Here is a 17464-nt window from a genome sequence, read left to right on the forward strand (position 1 = left end):
CGCTCAGCATCTCTTGCCGGTCTTCTCGGCGATCTTCCGCTGGTCTTCCTGCTTCTGCTTCTCGATGCCGTTGATGACGTCGGGCATGAGGTGTCGGTTGTAGGGGTCGAGGCTCGACGCCGGCAGCTCGTACTTCGTGCCGACGGCGTCCGGCATGACGGCGCTCAGGCCCACCTTGGCCAGGGCTCCCCACAGGCCGCCGGCGGCCCACGCGGCCAGGGTGCCCTTCCACCCCTGCTCCTGGAAGCCTGTGAGCACCTCGTCCTGGACGCGGTACGCGGCGATGTCGGCCGGGCGCTCCGTGCCGCCATAGCCGGTCACCGTGCCCGGGTTGAGGCCCGCCGCGTTGAACGTCCAGCCCCGCGATCCGCCCGCCGTCGCCGCGGCCGACGCCAGGCCCCCGCCGAGCGAGTGGCCCGTATAATCCACGCTGCTTCCGAGCGTGTTCCCCACGCGCACCGCGTCGCGGTAGTACGGCGAGTCCATGTTGAGCCCCTGCGCGAGGTTGTTCTTCCAGTCCGCGCCGCCCTCCGTGCCCCGGAACGCCACCGTGGGCCGCTGATCGCCGCCGAAGACGTCGGGGTCGGGCTCGTAGAGCCGCGTCGCGTCGGGGCGGCTCCCGTCCAGATCGCCGGGCGTGAGCCCGTAGCGCGCGAGCGCCTCGGGGTCGTCGCTGATGTCGCGCCAGCCCGTCGGCGCCGGCTTCGAGGGGTCGTAGGCGTGGCCCGAGAGCGCGGCCTTCTCCGCGGCCACGGTGTTGCGCTCGAAGCGCGCGGCGGCCTCGCGCGTCGCCGGGTCGTCGCTGTACTTGCCCGCCTCGATCTGCTCCTTGCGGCACAGGTAGCGGGCCCGCTTGTCCGCCTTGTCCTGCGCCGCCTTGTCGCCGTTCATCTGCGCCAGGTCGTCGTGGCGCACGACCGGGTGCGAGTTGACCAGGACGCTCGGGCTGTGCGTCTGCGACCAGCTCTGCTGGCCCACGGTGCCGCTCACGACGCCCCTGGCGCTGCCCGGCTCGTCGCCCTCGGTCGTGGGCATCACGGTCAGGGCGTGCTTCTGCACGCGCCCGTCGTTCGCGTGCACGTCCTCGCTCGCGTCGAGCGCGGGCGCGAGCCTGGAGACCACGTTGTACGGCACGGGCGGCGTGCTCGACCCCATCGGCGTCTTGCACACGTCGGGCGCGCACGACACCGCCATCCAGGGCTCCTGCTTGCGCGAGAGGACGTTCTCAGCCACGCCCGACCTCCATCTTCAAGAGCGGAGCGCGCGGGTCGACCTCGAAGCGCGCTTCCATCCGCTGCACCCCGAACGCGCGCGCCACGAGCGCCCGCCACACGCACGTCACGACCATGGACTCGGCGTCCACCGAGAGCGTGTCGAGCGCCGCGGGCACCGGCGCCGGCAGCCCCGCGATCCACGCCATCACGAACGCCCGGTGCGGCGGCAGATCGAACGCGACGCGCCCGTCGCGGGCGACGTCCGGGCGCGCGAGGTTCCAGAGCTCGACGCGCAGGCCGAGGTCGGGGTGCGGGATCTGCTGATCGTCGGGCGCCGCGTTCCAGTACGCGAAGGAGAAGTCGTCGGGGAGGAAGGGGTGCCGGCCGGCCACCCACGCGTCGTCGTAGGTGCCCGCGCGCTGGAGCCGCGGCGTCCACGCGCGCCCCACGCACCCGAGGCCCGCGGGCGCGAACGGGTAGTCCGCGGCGATCTCCGCCATCCGCGGTGCCTCGACGGCGTGGGGCGGGTGCGACGCCACGGCGAGGTGTGTCACCCGGCTGTCGGGTCGCTCGATCTGCGGCGCCGCGACGCGGTCCGGCACCGGCGCGCCGGCGTCGCGCAGCGCGTCGAGGTAGCGCGCCTCCATCCACCCGCAGCCGACCGGGTTCGTGAAGCACACCTCGTCGAGGCGAGGCGCGCTTCCGGGCTCGGCGCTCACCAGGCTGCGTCCGCCGAAGGCGCGCTCCCAGCGCACCGGCACGCTCGCCGCCGGTCCGGGTCGGGTGAGCTGCCACCCGTCCGCCGTGCGCTCGAACCACCGCGGCCCGCACACCTCGAGGGTCTTGTCGATGAGCGCGCGCCCCGGCAGGTCGCGCGCGCCGCCGCCGCCACCCGCGTGCGCGGCGCCGAGCGCCGTCACGCGCAGCCGGGCCGTCCAGCGCTCCGCGGGCTCCTCCCCGGGTGCCCACGCGGTCGCGCGCACGAGCACGTCGCAGCGCGGCTTGAACGGCGAGAGGTCGCTCTCGGCGCGGACGCTCGACGCGTTCGGCTCCCCCTCGAACGCGTCGCGCAGGAGCAGCCTCCCCGCGCTGTCGTCCGGGGCGAGCTCGCAGCGGTGGGTCACCTCCCCGCCCCCTCCGGGGACGAGACGGTAAGCCGCCTTCAGCGCAACGACATGGTGCTCCTCGTCGTGCGCATCGAGGGCGCTGTAGGCCAGGGCGTCGAATGGGGTGAGGTTCTGGCACTCCATCGTCGCACCGCGACGCTATCGGAGCGCGCGATCGCCTTCAATGGCGACGCGCCTCGACGGCCCCGCGCGCCGCGCGCCGCGTCGCGCGACGCCGCGCTGCGGAGGAGCATCCAGCGCGTGGCCGCGGCGTGACGGCGGAGGTTCACCCGGACATGGCCCTCCCGGCTCGGATATCCTGAGGCGCGTCGCTGAGATGCGCGTCGACCGAGCGCACGTCTGCGCCGCGTCGATCATCCCGGTCACGTCCGTCACGTCATTCACGTCGATGCACGTCGTCTGCCAAGGCCAGATACGCGCCAGCTCGCTGGAATGGCGGCCCACCCCCGACGCGTGGGTGCTCACCATCGCGTGCCACGCGCTGTTCGAGCTCGCGCCGTTCGAGTCGCCGGTGACGAGCGTCCCCGTGGCGGCGCTGGAAGACGAGGGGGACGAGCGGCGGCTCGTCGAGCCGTGGGGCCCTGTCGCGCCGTTCAAGCGGTGGGGTGAGGTGATCGTCGTCGGCCACACGCACGCGCCCGACGGCATCCCGGTCCGATCGCTCATCGCGCGGCTCGCCGTGGGCGACATCGACAAGGCGGTCCTGGTCCGCGGCGACTCGTTCTTCGAGCGGGATGGATCGCTCGGCGAGCCCGCGCCCTTCGCGCGCATGCCGCTCCGCTGGGAGCGCGCCGCCGGAGGCCTCCACACGTCGAACCCGATCGGCGTGCCGACCGGCAACGGCGCGCTCCCCGATCGATGGGGGCGAGCGCGCGCGCCGAACCTCTTGCCGGTGGCCTCGTCGACCGCGATGAGGCACGGCCACCTCTGGCCCGCCGGCTTCGGCCCGCTCCGGCCGGAGTGGCCGGACCGCGCGCAGCGCCTGCGCCGCCACGCGGCGGCCTGGGATCACGCGCGCTGGACCGAGCAGCCGCTGCCCGAGGGCATCGACACCGGGTACTTCAACGTCGCGCCGCTCGACCAGGTGACGAACGACCTCACGGGCACGGAGCCGCTCGTGCTCGAGCACCTGCACCCGCGATTCCCGCGGCTCACGACGTCCCTGCGCGCGCCGGCGCCGCAGGCGATCGCGATGACGAACGGCGCCGAGCAGCGCGTGCCCCTCCGGTGCGACACGCTCGTCATCGACGCCGATCACGGCGTCGCGGCGCTCGTCTGGCGCGGGCAGCTCATGCTCGATCGCCCGCCGCGCGACGGCGTCGTGCTCGTCACCGAGGGGGAGCTCGCGCCGAGCCTCACGGGCACGGTGATGGCCCCTCTCTCGTCGAGGCCATCCGCGGTGCTCCCGTTCCTGCAGGCCGCCGCGCAGCTCCCCCCGGAGCCTCCCACGGCGGCGACGCCGGACGCGGCCGACCCGCGCTTCCCGCCGGCGTCCCCGGTCGAGGAGGACGCCTCGCAGACCCTCGTGCCCGCGGTGGTGCTCCCGGGGCCCGCGCTCCCGTTTCACGCGCTCCCGCCGGAACACGCGCACGGTCGATCGCTCGCGTCGCACGAGCACGAGCCGGAACCGGAAGAGGAGGAGCCGCCCACACCGCCGGCGCCGCCAGCCCTGGCAGCGCCGCCAGCGCTGCTAGCGCTGCTAGCGCTGCCAGCGCCGCCAGCGCCGCCAGCGCCGCTCGGCGTCGTGGAGCTCGTCCGACCGGCGGCGCTCGCGCCCGACGCCGCTGCCCTCGCCCCCCATCCTGCGGCTGTCCCCGAGCGGCCCCCGGTCGAGGAGCCATCCGAGCCGCTCCTGCCCGTCGGCGCGTATCCCCTCGAGCGCTGCGCGGCGATCGCGGCGCGGCTCGCGAGGCGCCCTCTGGCGCTGGACGAGATCCTCGCGGCGGAGGCGCTCTCGCCGGAGACGTGGGAGGCGCTGCACGCGCACTGGCTCGACGCGATCCGCGCCGACATGGGGCGCGGCAAGCGGCGGCTGCTCTCGTCGTACGACGCCGCGTACATCGCGGCGCTGGAGGCCGAGCGAGGCACGATCACGGCGCGCGAGTACGCGCGGCTCGTGATCGCGGCCGAGCGCGGGAACGACGCGCAGGTGCTCGCGGAGCTCGGCCTGCCGGACGGCGCGCTGCTCCGGCTCCGGCGCGTGTGGCTGGAGCGGAGCGTGAAGGATCCCGCGGCGGCCCAGGAGGTGCGCGCGGCGATGCGCGAGGCGGCGGAGGCCTCGTGACCTCGTGACGGCTAGTTGAGGTCGATCGGGTCGCCGTACACCTGCGTGTGGCCGCTCGAGTGGATCGTGATGTCGGTCCCCGAGATCACGATCTTGCCCGACTTCTCGAGCACGATGCTCGACTTGCCGCAGACGATCTCGACCCTGTCCCCGACCCGGGTCGCCTGCACGCTGCCGATCTCCACCGTCTCGTTGTTGCCCACCGCGCGCGATCGGTTCATCCCGACCACCTCGCGCGCGTTGTTCATCACCAGCTTCGTGAAGTCGTTGCCGACGGTCTGATCCTCGTTGTTCCCGATCGCGCTCACGCGATCGTTGCCGACGGTCACTGCCTCGTCGTGCTTGACGGTCTTGTTCAGGTCGCGCTCGGCCTGCACCCGGACGAGCTCCTTGCCCGCCGCGTCCTCGAACATGAGCTCGTTGTAGCCGCCGGTCTCGGGCGACGAGCTGCTCTTCCAGCCGCTCTGCGTCTTGTTCTCGGGGAGCTTGTACGGCGTCTTCTGGAGGTTCGTGTACACCCGGCCCGTGATGATCGGGCGGTCGGGATCGGCGCCGAGGAAGTCGACGATCACCTCCTGCCCGACGCGCGGCAGGTTGGTGCCGCCGAAGCCGGCGCCGCCCCAGGGCTGGCTCACGTGGATCCAGCACGACGACCCGTCGTTCATGCGGCCCTGCCGATCCCAGTGGAACTGGACGCGCACGCGGCCGAACTCGTCGACGTGGATCTCCTCGCCCGGCGCGCCGACGACGGTGGCGCACTCGACCCCCTGGACGCGCGGCCTGGGCGTGCGGAGCGGCGGGCGGTACGGGACGTCCGCGGTCACGCCCCTGCACGCGTGCCGGAAGCCGCCCGGCACCTCGCCCGTGAGCGTCGACTCGAGGACGAGCAGCGCCCTGTCCGGGCCGAGCTCGGCCTTCGGGTGGTCGAGGAACGAGAGGACGGTGCCCGGCGCGAGATCGATCGTGTTGGTCTCGAACGTGACCTCGCGGGCCGACGCGCGCTTCGCGTCGAGCCGCCGCTGCGCGAGCGCCGCCCCCTCGGACTCGTCCGCGCGGTACTTGCCCTTGTCGTCGGCGACCGGCGTGCTCTCGCCCCTGTCGCTCTCGTACAGGAACGCCCCGGGCACGTAGTGGAAGCGCTCGAGCCGCTCCTCGACGCCGCCCGGGCCGGAGGCGCTCGCCATGAGCTCGTACGACGCCGGCCTCCGGGTGTCGTGGTCGCGGACCGTGTACTTCCCCGGGCGCAGCCGGCGGCCGACGCGGACCTCGGTGACGTGCTCCAGGTCGGCGTCGGTCGGGTGGTCGCGGAACGCGATCGGACGACGACGGGGGTTGCCGTGAGGACCGTCGTCGAGGACGAGCCGGCTCTCGCCGCCGCTCTCGAAATAGAAGCTCACCCCCGCGTCCTCGAGCACGCGGCAGAGGAACGTGTAGTCGCTCTCTCCGTACTGCACGCGGTACTTGCGCTTCCTGTAGCTCCCCGCGAGGCGCAGCGCCGGGGAGATCCCCCACTCCTCCAGGATCTTCAGCGCGATGTCGACGTCCGACAGGTGCTGGAAGACGCGGTGGTTGCGCCGCTGCGTGGCGAGCCACAGCGCGGGCACGAGCGTGAGCTCGTAGGTGGAGAGGTGGCGCTCCTCGACCGCGATCTGCCGGAGCTGGCTGCAGATGCCCGACCACGCGCGGACCTGTTCCAGGTGCGCGGCGAAGCTCATCGGCCGACCGATGACGGCCTCGAAATCGATGTCCGGGTTGTCCGAGACGGCGACGATGCGCACCTCGAAGAGCGCCGACATGCGGTCCGAGGCCGTGAACTGACGCACATCGAGCGCGTCCCCGGAGGCGACGTGCACCTCCGCGCGGGCCTCGCCGCGCGCGACCATCGCGCCGGCCGCGCCGTTTCCCTTCAGCCGATGAGCCGGGTTCGCACCGTCCATACATGCTCCCATGCCCGCTCCTCGCGCACGGGACGCGACGGGACCGACCGGCCGATGGTACCCGGCGAAGCGAGCGCACCACAAGGTCAGTGCGGCGCCTCACGGCGAGGACGACGAGACGCGCGAACGGCGGAGAGGACGACGACCCCCAGCCCAGGCCGACACCGTCCACGGCAGCCTGGCGGCTCGTCCCGCCTGGGTACGACATCGCCGCAGGCACATCTTCACCGGCCCCCGAAGGCTCACCATGCGCGCGCAATCTCGGGCGCAGAGGTTCAGGTAGGCCGCACTTTGCCGTAGGCTGGAGATCCATGGATCCACGCGGGAAGTCGCTCCCCCCGGCGCCGCTCGTCACCGACGAGGACATCCGGGAAGAGCTCCGCCGGCTGTTCGACGCCGGCCCCGACTCCGGGCTCGTCATCCGGGTCTACGGGGAGTCGGGCGAGGGCCCGGCCGCGGCGGACGCCTTCCGCGAGATGTTCGCGTCGCTGCGGATGTACGAGGGGAAGCAGCAGGACCAGCCGCTCGAGATCCTCGTGGACGCGCCGAGCAAGGCGCACATCGCGCGCGCGCTGTCCGTGCTCGGCCACGAGCAGCATCAGAAGCGCATCCTCGATCACATCCTCACCACGTTCGGGCGTCGCCTGATCGACCCGCTCGCCGAGATCCTCGACACGACCCCGACCGGCTCGGTCACGGCGCGGCTCACCATGCTCCGGGACATCTTCCTCGCGCACATCGCGGAGCTGCGGATGACGCCGGAGTCGCAGCAGATCCTGACGAGCGATCTCCGCAGGCTCATGACCGACGACTACCTCGCGATGGTCGCGGAGAACGAGGAGCGGGTGCAGCGCCCGCGGGTCGCGAAGCTCGCGCAGCAGATCCTGCGGCTCGTCGGCTCGACCTTCCACCGTGCGCTCAAGCGGTGGCCCGCGCACGCCGAGCAGATCGCGTCGTCGATCGCCCGGCGCAGCCCGAAGAAGGTCCGGCTCAGCGAGGTGCCGAAGCTCATCCGCGGCCAGATCACCGACGGCATCGAGGAGTTCCTGTGGATCGAGACGAGCGCCGACATCGAGGGCGCGCTGCGCCCGATGCTCGCGGAGCACCAGGACGTGATGCCGGTGACGCAGACGACGCTCGACCGCTCGACCTACCGGGAGTTCGCGGACGCCTGCTGGGCGATCATCGCCGAGCATTGCTGACCGCGGGGCGAGCGTCCCCCCGGATCGCCGCCCCTCCCCCGCCCGCTCACGCCCGACGCTGACATCCATCACGTCCCGGTCGCTACGCTCACCGCACGGACCGCGTGTCCCGGTCGTCCGCGTCCGGAGGCGGTGGTTGCCCTCCGCAGGGCGGCCCTGCGCGCGCCCGGTCGGGAATGATTTCCGCCACCCGCTGTTGTAAGGGGCCGCTGGCGCCTGGACCGCCGCGCTGCGCGGCATCCGCTTCGCCGGCGCGAGACCTTCTTCCCTTCGCGGAGGGGTGCACGGCCGTGATCGAAATCAGCGACCTTTATAAATATTACGGTGACCGGAAGGCCATCGGGCCCCTGTCGTTCTCGATCGAGGCGGGGGAGATCGTCGGCCTGCTCGGCCTGAACGGCGCGGGCAAGACGACGACGCTCCGGATCCTCGCTTGCGACCTGCTCCCGTCCGCGGGGCGGGTCCTCGTGGACGGGCTGGATGTCGTCGACCACCCGCACGAGGTGCGGTCGCGCATCGGGTACCTCCCGGACAGGCCGCCGCTCTACGACGAGATGAGCGTGCGCGCCTTTCTCCACTTCGCCGCGCGCCTGCGCGGCGTGGACGCCGGCGCCGCCGACAAGCGCGTGGCCGAGGCGCTCGCGGTGACGCAGCTCGACGACGTCGCGTCCGACCCGATCAGCGCGCTGTCGCACGGCTACAAGCAGCGCGTCGGCATCGCCCAGGCGATCGTGCACAAGCCGCGGCTTCTCGTCCTCGACGAGCCGATCAGCGGCCTCGACCCGGTGCAGATCGTCGAGATGCGCGCGCTGCTCCGGAGCCTGCGCGGCGAGCACACCATCCTGCTCTCCAGCCACATCCTCTCCGAGATCAGCGAGACGTGCGACCGCATCCTCGTGATCCGGGACGGCGAGATCGGCGCGCAGGGCACCGAGCAGGAGCTCTCGGCGAAGCTCCTCCACGGCGTCCGGGTCGAGCTCACGGTGCGCGGCCCCGCGGCCGAGGGCGCCGGCTACCGCGTCACGCGCGGCGAGGCGGCGCGGGCGCTCGAGATCGCGCGCGAGGTAGAGGGGGTCACGTCGGTCGAGCAGCTCGCCACGGCGGAGCCGGGGAGCGACGTCGTGACCTTCGCGGTCGAGGCCGATCGCGACGTGCGGGCGGCGCTCTGCGCCGAGCTCGTGCAGGCGGGGATCGGGATCCTCGAGGTGAAGCGGAGCGAGCGCGAGCTCGAGTCGGTGTTCCTGCGGCTCGCCACGCGCGCGACGCCGGCGACGAAGGACAGGGCCGCCGCGGCCGCGAAGGCGAGGTCCGGCGGCGAGGCGAGGAAGACCCCTGCGGAGGAGCAGGCGGAGGAAGGCGAAGGCGAAGCATGAGAGGGACGTTGCTCGTCGCGCGGCGGGAGCTGTCCGCGTACCTGAGGTCACCGCTCGGGTACGTCGTCGCCGCCGCGGCGTTGCTCATCGACGGCATCTACTTCCAGGTCGCGGCGCTCGGCTCGGGCGCCCGGCTGTCGGCGGAGGTGCTGCTCAAGTTCTTCGACGGCACGGCGTTCATCACGATGGTCGCGGCGCTCATCCTCTCGATGCGGCTCATCGCCGGCGAGCGCGAGGGCGGGACGCTCATCCTGCTCAAGACGGCGCCCGTGCGCGACGGCGAGATCATCGTCGGCAAGTTCCTCGCCGCGCTCGCGCTGGTCACCCTGATGACGGCGGTCACGATCTACATGCCGGCGCTCATCTTCGTGAACGGCAAGGTGTCCGTCGGGCACATCCTGGTCGGCTACTCCGGGGTGCTGCTGCTCGGCGCCGCGTCGCTCGCGATCGGGCTCTTCGCCTCGACGCTGGCGGCGACCCAGGTCATCGCGGTCATCCTCGGCGCGGCGATCATCGGGACGCTCGGCTTCCTGTTCCTCGTCGCCCGCGTGACGGAGCCGCCGCTCAACGACTTCGTGAGCGCGCTGAACCTCTACCCGAACAACCAGAAGCCGTTCCTGAACGGCGTGCTCCGGCTGGAGAACGTCGTGTACTACGTCGCGGTCGCCTACTTCTTCCTGCTCGCCGCGACCCACACCCTGAGGGCACGGAGGTGGCGGTGAAGGACCAGAGAGCTCAGGCCGACGAGGCCGATGTGAGCGGCAAGGAAGCGGCCGCCGCGCAGCGCGCGGAGGGCGCAGCGCCCGGCGCGGCGCCGCAGGAACCCCCGGCCGAGCGGCCGGCGCCTGCGCCGCGCGGCGGGCCCGCGATCCGCCCCGGGGCCTGGATGGTGCCAGCGTACGCGGGCGCCCTCCTCGCGATCTTCCTTGGCGAGCGCGTGGTCCCCACGATCGAGGGGCTCCGCTACGCGCTGTCGGGGCTCGGGTTCTTGACCCTGGTCCTCGTCACCGCGCTGCGCTTCGCGACCGCCGTCCGCGAGACGGGCGAGCGCCGCGCGGTCGAGCGCGCGCTCGCGATCCTGTCGGCGCTCGGCGTCGTCGCGGTGGCGGCCTACTTCACGACGACCGACGCGGGCCGGGCCATGCTCGGCGTGTCCCGCGCCGCGCCCGAGCTGCGCGCGCGCATCGACGCGGCCACCACGGTCGGCTGGATCGCGCTGCTCGTCATCGCGACGGTGCCGCTGTTCTTCGGCGAGGCGGCGCTCGCGCCGATGCGACGCGCCGAGCGCATCGAGGTCCGACGCGTCCGCGCGGCGACGCTCTCGGGCGTGACGCTCGCGTTCGCGGCGGTGTACTCCGCGCTCTTCGTGTACGCCGCCGGCCAGCTCGATCTCAAGGCGGACTTCTCGTACTACCGCACCGCCCGTCCGGGCGAGTCCACGAAGCGCGTCGCCGAGAGCCTGACCGAGCCGCTCAAGATCACGGCGTTCTTCCCGCAGCTCAACGACGTCGGCGCCGAGGTGGAGGGCTACCTGCGCGAGGTGAAGGCGGCGTCGCCGCAGATCACGGTGGAGATGCAGGACCGCCTGCTCGTCCCCGCGCTCGCCAAGGAGGCCAAGGTCACGCAGGACGGCGTCATCGTGCTCACGCGCGACACCTCGCGCGAGGTGCTCATCGTCGGCGCCGACATGAAGACCGCGGGCGCCAAGCTGAAGAGCCTCGACGCCGACTTCCAGAAGGTCCTGCTCAAGGTCATCCGCGCGCAGCGCATCGCGTACATGACGGTCGGCCACGGCGAGCTGAACGAGACGGCCAGCTCGGCCGAGGGACGGACGACGAAGAACCTCCGCAAGCTGCTCGAGTCCCAGAACTACGTCATCAAGGACCTCGGGCTCGCCCAGGGGCTCGGCAGCGAGATCCCGAAGGACGCGGGCGTCGTCATCGCGCTCGGCCCGCAGAAGGAGTTCCTGCCGGAGGAGGTCGCGGCGCTCCAGCGGTACGCCGACGGCGGCGGGCACCTCCTGCTCGCGCTCGATCCGGAGGCCAAGGTCGATCTGGATCCGCTCGCGCGCGTCGTGGGCCTCACGTGGAAGCCCGTGACCCTCGCGAACGATCGGGTCTACGTGCGGCGGCGCTTCAACGAATCGGACCAGGGGATGCTGGTCACGACGCGGTACTCCTCGCACGCCTCGGTCTCGACCCTGAGCCGCCACGCGCAGCAGGCGCCGACGATCTTCCCGGGCGCGTCGTCGCTCGACAAGGTCGAGGGCGTCGACGTGAAGGTCGACTTCGTCGTCCGCACGCTGGGCGAGACGTTCGCCGACACGAACGGCGACTTCAAGTTCGACCAGGGGAGCGAGCAGCGCAACGCCTACAACCTCGCGGCCGCGGTCTCCAAGGAGATCGCGCCCGGCGGTGACGGCAAGGAGAAGCAGGAGCTGCGCGCGTTCGTGCTCGCGGACGCCGACGCGCTCACCGACGCGACGTTCAGGAACGAACCCAACATCGTGCTCGCGCTCGACGCGTTCCGGTGGCTCGGCGGCGAGGAGAGCTTCGCCGGAGAGATCACGACGAACGAGGACGTCCGGATCGAGCACACGAAGCAGAAGGACCAGGTCTGGTTCTGGGCCACGATCCTCGTGGCGCCGGCCATGGTGCTGGGTCTCGGGCTCTTCATCACGCGCCGCGGGCGGCGCGCGAGCGGGAGGCGCGCATGAGGTTGGATCGCAGCTTTTTCGTGCACCTCGGCCTTCTCGGGGTCGCGGCCGTGTTCGCCGTCCTCGTCTGGACGCGCGACAAGACGGCGGCCGCGCTCTCGACGATGGACGTGACCGTCTGGGCCGGCCGCGCCGAGGACGTCGAGCACATCGCCTTCGAGGGCAAATCGAGGAAGGTCGTCCTCGAGGCGAAGAAGGACAAGGAGGGCCGTTACTTCGTCGGCACGATGGAGCGCACGACGCCCCCGCCCGAGAAGAAGGAGAACCCCCACGACCCTCACGGCGACGACGCGCACGACGATGAGCCCGCGGACACCGAGCCGAAGGTCAAGACGTCGACGTTCGTCTCGGTGGGCGCCGGCAACAAGCTCGCCGAGGTGCTGGCCCCGCTCAAGGCGCTGCGCGCCGTCGGCCGCGTCGCGGACGACCGCGCCAGCGAGTTCGGGCTCGCCGAGCCGGAGGGCACGCTCACCGTCAAGCTGCGCGGCGCCGAGAAGAAGCTCGTCATCGGCGGCATGACGCCGGGCGGCGCCGACCGCTACGCGCGCGACGAGGCCACGGGCGAGGTGTACGCCATCAAGGGCGACATCTACCGCGACCTCGACACCGCCGAGTCGCGGCTCATGGAGCGGGATCTGCACGAGTGGAAGGACGTCGATCTCACCCGGGCGCGCGTCATCGCCGGGGACAAGCGCCGCGAGCTCGTGCGCAGCGGCGAAGAGGGCAAGAAGTTCTGGGCCGATCCGGCGAGCCCCGATCAGAAGGACGAGACCGTCGGCAACTGGGTGAGCAAGCTCGACCGCCTGCGTCCCACGGAGTACGTGGCCGCGGCCCCGGAGCAGACGCAGGTCGTGGTGCGGGTCGAGTACACCGGCGCCTCGGGCGACATCGGCTTCCTCGAGCTCGTGAAGGGGCCTCCCGGGGCGAGCGGCAAGCCTGACTACTTCCTGGTCACGGAGCGCACCCGCCTCCACGGCAAGGTGCCCTCGGGACTCGCCGAGCAGGTCGAGCAGGACGTCGGCGCCCTCGTCAAGTAGCCCCTGCACCTCGCCAGCGCGCCGGCGCATTCCCCCCGGCGCGCTCGGCGTTCCAGGCGGCGCCTGCCGCGCCCCCCGGCGCAAGCCGTCCCCCCGGATCGCTCTTTACTTGCCGTACCGGGTCCGGTCCTGCAACGCTCGGGCGCAATGTTCTTTCGACGATGGCCCACCCTGGCGCTGAGCGCTGCGGCGGCGCTCGCCGCGGCGTGCAGCTCGCCGCCTCCACCCCAACCCGTAGCGCCCGAGCCCCCCGTGACCGCGGCGCCCGAACCCCCGCCCCCGCCCGCGCCGAAGCCTTGCAAGGCGCTCGACGAGGCGTGCGAGGCCGAGGAATCGACCCGGGCCAAGATCGCCCGGAGCTCCTTCGTCCTCACGCCCGTGAAGGGCTGGACCTACGCCCAGGCCGAGAGCGCGACGATCGCGCAGGCCGCGGCCGAGGGCCCGGCCCTCGCGACGGCGCAGGTCGACGTGGGCGAGGGCAAGCAGGCGGCGGAGAAGCGCGACGCCGCGCTCGACGCGCTGGCGCACGAGATCAACGTGACGCTGCCCAAGAAGAAGGTGAACTGGAAGAAGCCCCTCGAGACCAAGGACATCGCCGGAAGGAAGATCGGCCTCTGGCAGAGCGAGGGCGCCGCGCGCGGGACCAAGAAGGGACCGCTGCTGATCTTCGCCGACACCGGCAAGGAGGGCGAGATCCTGCTCGGGCTCGGCTTCGTGCCGGACGACGACAGCTCCGGCGCCGACGCGACCATCCTGCAATCGATCGAGTCGATCTCGGTCGCGGGGGAGTGATCTCGTGACGGCACCGAACGTCGCGCCGGGCAGCGTCATCGCGGGGAGGTTCTCTGTCCGCGCGCTGCTCGGTTACGGGGGTGCGACGGCCACCTTCCGCGCGGCGACGGCGCAGGCGCGCGACGTCGCCCTCAAGCTGTACTCGCCGGTGATCGGTCAGCGCCCGGACGCGATGCAGCACCTGCAGCGGTACGTGGCCGAGACGAACAGGCTGCCGCAGGAGTTCGCCGCGCACATCCTCGAGGCTGGCTACGACCAGGGGACCGCCGCGCCCTTCACGGTGACGGACATGATCCATGTCCCGTCGCTCGCCGAGGTCGCGCGGCGCCGTCCGCTGGGCTTCGAGGAGGTCGGGTCGATGCTCCGCTCGCTCGCGGCGGTGCTCGACGCGGCGCACGCGCGCGAGGTCCCGCATCACGGCCTCAAGCCGACGAACCTGTTCATCGATCCGGGCGCTCCGGGCAACGTGAAGGTCACCGATTTCGGGCCGTCGGTCGCGCGGAGCCTGCTGCCGACGCCGGACGGCTACGTCCAGTCCGCGCCGTGGCTCGCGCCCGAGCAGGTGCAGCCGGGGGTCCCTGCGGGCGCCGCGGCCGACATCTTCTCCGCGGCGCTCGTCGCCTTCTTCGCGCTCACCGGTCGCTCGTACTGGCGGTCCTGCCAGGGTCAGGTCGACGTGCCCGGCTGGCAGCGCGAGCTCATGGGGCCGCGCCTCGCCGCCTCCGCGCGCGCCGCGGAGCTCGGCGTCCCTCTGAGCCCGGCGCTCGACGCCGCCTTCGCGCGCGCGCTCGCGCACGATCCCCGCGAGCGCTTCCGCTCCGCGAGCGAGCTCGCCGCCATGCTCAGCGGCTTCTCGGCGGCCGCCATCGAGGTGGGCTCCACGCTCGCCCTGTCCCCATCGGCGAGCGAGGCGGTCGTCCCTGCGCCGCCGCCCCACGCCGTCCCCGCGGCGGCCGCGCCTGCGCCGCTGCCGCTGGGCGACGCCACGCAGCTCGCGCCGTCGCCGTTCGCGCCGTTCTCCCCTGCGCCGTCGCCGCCGCATGCGCCGTCGCCGCCCCTCGGCCCCGCGCTGCAGCCGTCGCACTCACCGCAGCCGACGCTCCCCGACGTGACCCTCACGGAGGCGCCGTCGCCTCCGGCCGAGAGCCCCGCGGCGCCCGCTCGGACGGCCGGCACCGCGCTGACCGCGGTCAGCCCCTCGCCGCGGTCGCCCTGGGGCAAGGCGGCGTCCCTGGCGGTCGGCATCGCCGCGGTGCTGCTCGTCGGGGGCACCGCCGCCGCTTGGTACGTCCTGGACCGCAAGGACCAGGCGCAGCCGAGCCCCAGCGCCTCGACGTCGGCCTCCGTCGTGCCGCCCTTGCCGTCGGCCGTGCCCCCGCCGCCCGAGCCCGCCGCCACCGCGCCGGCGCCCGACGCCGGCGCCGCGATCGCCCAGGCCCCTGTCGACGCCGGCGCCCCGGCCGACGCCGGCGCTGCGGCCAGCGCGCTGGTGCCGGTGAAGATCTCGTGCAAGCCCGTCACCTGCGAGGAGATCACGGTCGACGGCAAGGCGACGCAGGCCCCCGAGGTCGACCTCGAGCTCACGCCGGGGGTGCACCAGATTGCCGTGAAGCGCGCCGGTTATTTCCCGCGGAGCTTGAAGGTCGTCGCCAAGGCCGGCACGCCGCTCGTCCAGGAGTTTCAGCTGACCGAGATCCCCCCGGCGCCCGCCAAGCCGGCGGGGCAGGCCACGAAAAAGCCCTGCGGAAAATTCCTCAAGCGCTGCAACTAACCACGGGACGTACGCTCACGCGCGCGGGTGCGCCCGCCTGTACGCGGCGCGCACGTGGTCGTCGGCGAGGTGCGTGTAGATCTCGGTCGTCACGACGTTCGCGTGACCGAGGAGCGCCTGGACGCTGCGGAGATCGGCGCCCCCCTCGAGCAGGTGTGTCGCGAACGAGTGGCGGAGCTTGTGCGGCGAGCTCGGTTTGTCGATGCCGACGGCGCGGGCGTACCCCCCGAGGAGCTTCCATACCGCCTGCCGGGTGAGCGCCCCGCCGCGCGGCGAGAGGAACAGCACCTGCGTCGACGCGCTGCGCGGGTGCGCGGCGCGCGCCTCCAGGTAGGCGTCGATCGCCGCGAGCGCCGGTTCCCCGAGCGGCACGAGCCGTCGCTTCCCGCCCTTGCCGAGCGCCATCACGATCCCCTTGCGCCGCTCGATGTCCGCGAGCTTGAGGCGCACCACCTCGCTCACGCGCAGGCCGGCCGCGTACATCACGTGGAGCATGGCGCGATCGCGCAGGCCCCTGAAGGTCCCCTGCTCGGGCGCCTCGATGAGGAGCGCGATCTCGTCGAACGAGAGCACCTTGGGCAGCCGCCGCCCGACCCGGGGTCGCTCGACGAGCGCGCACGGATCGCGCTCGATCCGGCGCTCGCGCAGCAGGAAGCGGATGAACCCGCGGACCGCGGAGAGATGGCGAGCGGCCGAGCTCGCGCTGATGCCCGCCTGGCCGAGCGCGACAAGGTAGGTGCCGATCAGCGCCTGGTCGAGCCCCTCGACGGTCGTGATCCCGGCCGCCTCCGCATGCGCGACGAGCTTGGCGAGGTCGTGGCCGTACGCCTCGAGCGTCAGGGGCGCCAGAGCCCGCTCGACGCGCAGGTGATCGAGGTACGCGTCCACCCAGGTCGCGAGGTCCACGCCCAACGCTACTGCGAAAGCGGCAAAGTGCGCCAGAAAGCGGGGCAGGTGCACCCCGGACGGCCGTAGCTCTTCCTGCGTTCCAGCCTGATCCGCGCCCGTCCCGGTTCCAGCCGGGCGCGGAATGCGTCACAGTGTCGCCGTGCTGTCACCCTTCGAGGTCGTCGAGCCCCGCGGAGCGGAAAGCCCGGTCCTCGTCGAGGTACCGCACGCGGGCGTCCACATGGATCCCGAGTCGCTGTCGTGGACCATCGCCCCTGCGCGCAGCATCGGGCGCGACGCCGATCTCTACGTCGACGCGCTCTTCCAGGACGCGCCGGCCGAGGGGGCGACGCTCCTGTTCTCCCGGATGAGCCGCCTGGTCGTCGATCTCAACCGGAGCGAGGCCGACTGTGACGGCGACGCGGTCGAGGGGGGTGGCCGGGCGCCCTACCCGAGGGGGCTCATCTGGCGTGTGACCACGGACGGCAAGCCCATCCTCACCTCGCGCCTCCCGCGGCGCGAGGTGGAGCGCCGGCTCGACCGGTTCTATCGCCCCTACCACCGCAGCCTGAGCGCCATCCTTGCCCGCAAGCGCGAGCGCTTCGGCTTCGCGATCCTCCTCTGCGCGCACTCGATGCCGAGCCAGAGCCGCCGCGGCGCGGAGGGCGCCGTCGGCCGCGCCGACATCGTCCCCGGGACGCGCGGGCGGACGACCGCCGCCAGCCCGGTGATCGACGTGGTCGACCAGCACGCGCGCGCCTACGGCTTCTCGGTGCGCCACGACGACCCCTACAAAGGAGGTTTCAGCACAGCGCACTACGGCCAGCCGCACCGTGCCGTCCACGCCGTGCAGATCGAGATTGCGCGCCGGCTGTACATGGACGAGCAATCCCTCGCGATGGATGGGCAAGGATTCACTGCCGTGCGAGACTTCGGGCGCACCCTGGTCGCGCGGCTCACCTCGGCCGAGCTGCTCGGTCAGCTTCGCCGCAACCCCCTCGACGCCCGTGAGATCTGATCCAGCCCCATCGATGGAAAAGCCTTGCGGAGAGGCGAACCGCGACCGCCCCCCAGCAAGCCGTCGCGCGACCGCCGAACGGGAAAAGGCAGCACCAGCCCCGCT

13 protein-coding genes are annotated in these 17464 nt (G+C 72.6%); 9 read left to right on the forward strand and 4 right to left on the reverse strand.

Annotation, left to right across the window (positions count from 1 at the left end; genetic code table 11):
- Positions 1 to 3 precede the first annotated feature (3 nt).
- Together WME96_RS23090 and WME96_RS23095 are read right to left on the reverse strand one after the other, a co-directional pair.
- Complete coding sequence (locus WME96_RS23090) at positions 4 to 1233, reverse strand: DUF4150 domain-containing protein (RefSeq protein WP_437292242.1); 1230 nt, start codon at positions 1231 to 1233, stop codon at positions 4 to 6.
- Positions 1226 to 2464 (reverse strand): DUF2169 family type VI secretion system accessory protein, encoded by a 1239-nt coding sequence (locus WME96_RS23095; protein ID WP_437292243.1) that lies wholly within the window; start codon positions 2462 to 2464, stop codon positions 1226 to 1228. Before WME96_RS23095 ends, WME96_RS23090 begins: the two co-directional genes overlap by 8 nt.
- Before the next feature lie 193 nt (positions 2465 to 2657).
- Here WME96_RS23095 and WME96_RS23100 point away from each other — a divergent pair, with 193 nt between their 5' ends.
- Entirely contained in the window at positions 2658 to 4625 is a 1968-nt protein-coding gene (locus WME96_RS23100) for a DUF2169 family type VI secretion system accessory protein (RefSeq protein WP_437292244.1), read from the forward strand.
- An 11-nt stretch (positions 4626 to 4636) separates the two neighbouring features.
- On the opposite strand, the gene WME96_RS23105 is transcribed toward WME96_RS23100, so the two are convergent.
- Positions 4637 to 6562 (reverse strand): type VI secretion system Vgr family protein, encoded by a 1926-nt coding sequence (locus WME96_RS23105; protein ID WP_437292245.1) that lies wholly within the window; start codon positions 6560 to 6562, stop codon positions 4637 to 4639.
- Between the two features lie 311 nt (positions 6563 to 6873).
- Between WME96_RS23105 and WME96_RS23110 the strand changes: the two genes are divergently transcribed.
- The 7 genes from WME96_RS23110 to WME96_RS23140 all read left to right on the forward strand — a co-directional run bounded on the left by WME96_RS23110 (position 6874) and on the right by WME96_RS23140 (position 15453).
- Positions 6874 to 7764 carry a hypothetical protein gene (locus WME96_RS23110; RefSeq protein ID WP_437292246.1) on the forward strand — a complete coding sequence of 297 codons (891 nt, stop codon included), beginning with the start codon at positions 6874 to 6876 and terminating at the stop codon, positions 7762 to 7764.
- Between the two features lie 290 nt (positions 7765 to 8054).
- A complete protein-coding gene (locus WME96_RS23115; RefSeq protein WP_437292247.1) occupies positions 8055 to 9137 on the forward strand; it encodes an ABC transporter ATP-binding protein in 1083 nt (360 codons plus the stop codon).
- Positions 9134 to 9859 (forward strand): ABC transporter permease, encoded by a 726-nt coding sequence (locus WME96_RS23120; RefSeq protein ID WP_061610753.1) that lies wholly within the window; start codon positions 9134 to 9136, stop codon positions 9857 to 9859. The genes WME96_RS23115 and WME96_RS23120 overlap by 4 nt, the downstream gene beginning before the upstream one ends.
- Positions 9856 to 11853: a Gldg family protein gene (locus tag WME96_RS23125; RefSeq protein ID WP_437292248.1), complete on the forward strand. Its 1998-nt coding sequence runs from the start codon at positions 9856 to 9858 to the stop codon at positions 11851 to 11853. The genes WME96_RS23120 and WME96_RS23125 overlap by 4 nt, the downstream gene beginning before the upstream one ends.
- Positions 11850 to 12890: a DUF4340 domain-containing protein gene (locus WME96_RS23130; protein ID WP_437292249.1), complete on the forward strand. Its 1041-nt coding sequence runs from the start codon at positions 11850 to 11852 to the stop codon at positions 12888 to 12890. Before WME96_RS23125 ends, WME96_RS23130 begins: the two co-directional genes overlap by 4 nt.
- Before the next feature lie 147 nt (positions 12891 to 13037).
- Complete coding sequence (locus WME96_RS23135; protein WP_437292250.1) at positions 13038 to 13682, forward strand: hypothetical protein; 645 nt, start codon at positions 13038 to 13040, stop codon at positions 13680 to 13682.
- Between the two features lie 4 nt (positions 13683 to 13686).
- Complete coding sequence (locus WME96_RS23140; protein WP_437292251.1) at positions 13687 to 15453, forward strand: serine/threonine protein kinase; 1767 nt, start codon at positions 13687 to 13689, stop codon at positions 15451 to 15453.
- 15 nt (positions 15454 to 15468) lie between these two features.
- Here WME96_RS23140 and xerD read toward each other — a convergent pair whose 3' ends face one another.
- Positions 15469 to 16359 carry a site-specific tyrosine recombinase XerD gene (gene xerD / locus WME96_RS23145; protein WP_433937688.1) on the reverse strand — a complete coding sequence of 297 codons (891 nt, stop codon included), beginning with the start codon at positions 16357 to 16359 and terminating at the stop codon, positions 15469 to 15471.
- A 142-nt stretch (positions 16360 to 16501) separates the two neighbouring features.
- Between xerD and WME96_RS23150 the strand changes: the two genes are divergently transcribed.
- Complete coding sequence (locus WME96_RS23150; protein WP_437292252.1) at positions 16502 to 17359, forward strand: N-formylglutamate amidohydrolase; 858 nt, start codon at positions 16502 to 16504, stop codon at positions 17357 to 17359.
- Positions 17360 to 17464: the final 105 nt, after the last annotated feature.

It is taken from the genome of Sorangium sp. So ce406 (assembly GCF_051474675.1).
GTDB lineage: Bacteria > Myxococcota_A > Polyangia > Polyangiales > Polyangiaceae > Sorangium > Sorangium cellulosum_G.

What these genes read in the sequence shown, in the direction of transcription:
- WME96_RS23130 (WP_437292249.1), top strand. Translation starts at nt 11,850, where the DNA reads ATGAGGTTGGATCGCAGCTTTTTCGTGCACCTCGGCCTTCTCGGGGTC.
- WME96_RS23110 (WP_437292246.1), top strand. Translation starts at nt 6,874, where the DNA reads ATGGATCCACGCGGGAAGTCGCTCCCCCCGGCGCCGCTCGTCACCGAC.
- WME96_RS23120 (WP_061610753.1), top strand. Translation starts at nt 9,134, where the DNA reads ATGAGAGGGACGTTGCTCGTCGCGCGGCGGGAGCTGTCCGCGTACCTG.
- WME96_RS23100 (WP_437292244.1), top strand. Translation starts at nt 2,658, where the DNA reads ATGCGCGTCGACCGAGCGCACGTCTGCGCCGCGTCGATCATCCCGGTC.
- WME96_RS23105 (WP_437292245.1), bottom strand. Translation starts at nt 6,562, where the DNA reads ATGGACGGTGCGAACCCGGCTCATCGGCTGAAGGGAAACGGCGCGGCC.
- WME96_RS23095 (WP_437292243.1), bottom strand. Translation starts at nt 2,464, where the DNA reads ATGGAGTGCCAGAACCTCACCCCATTCGACGCCCTGGCCTACAGCGCC.
- WME96_RS23135 (WP_437292250.1), top strand. Translation starts at nt 13,038, where the DNA reads ATGTTCTTTCGACGATGGCCCACCCTGGCGCTGAGCGCTGCGGCGGCG.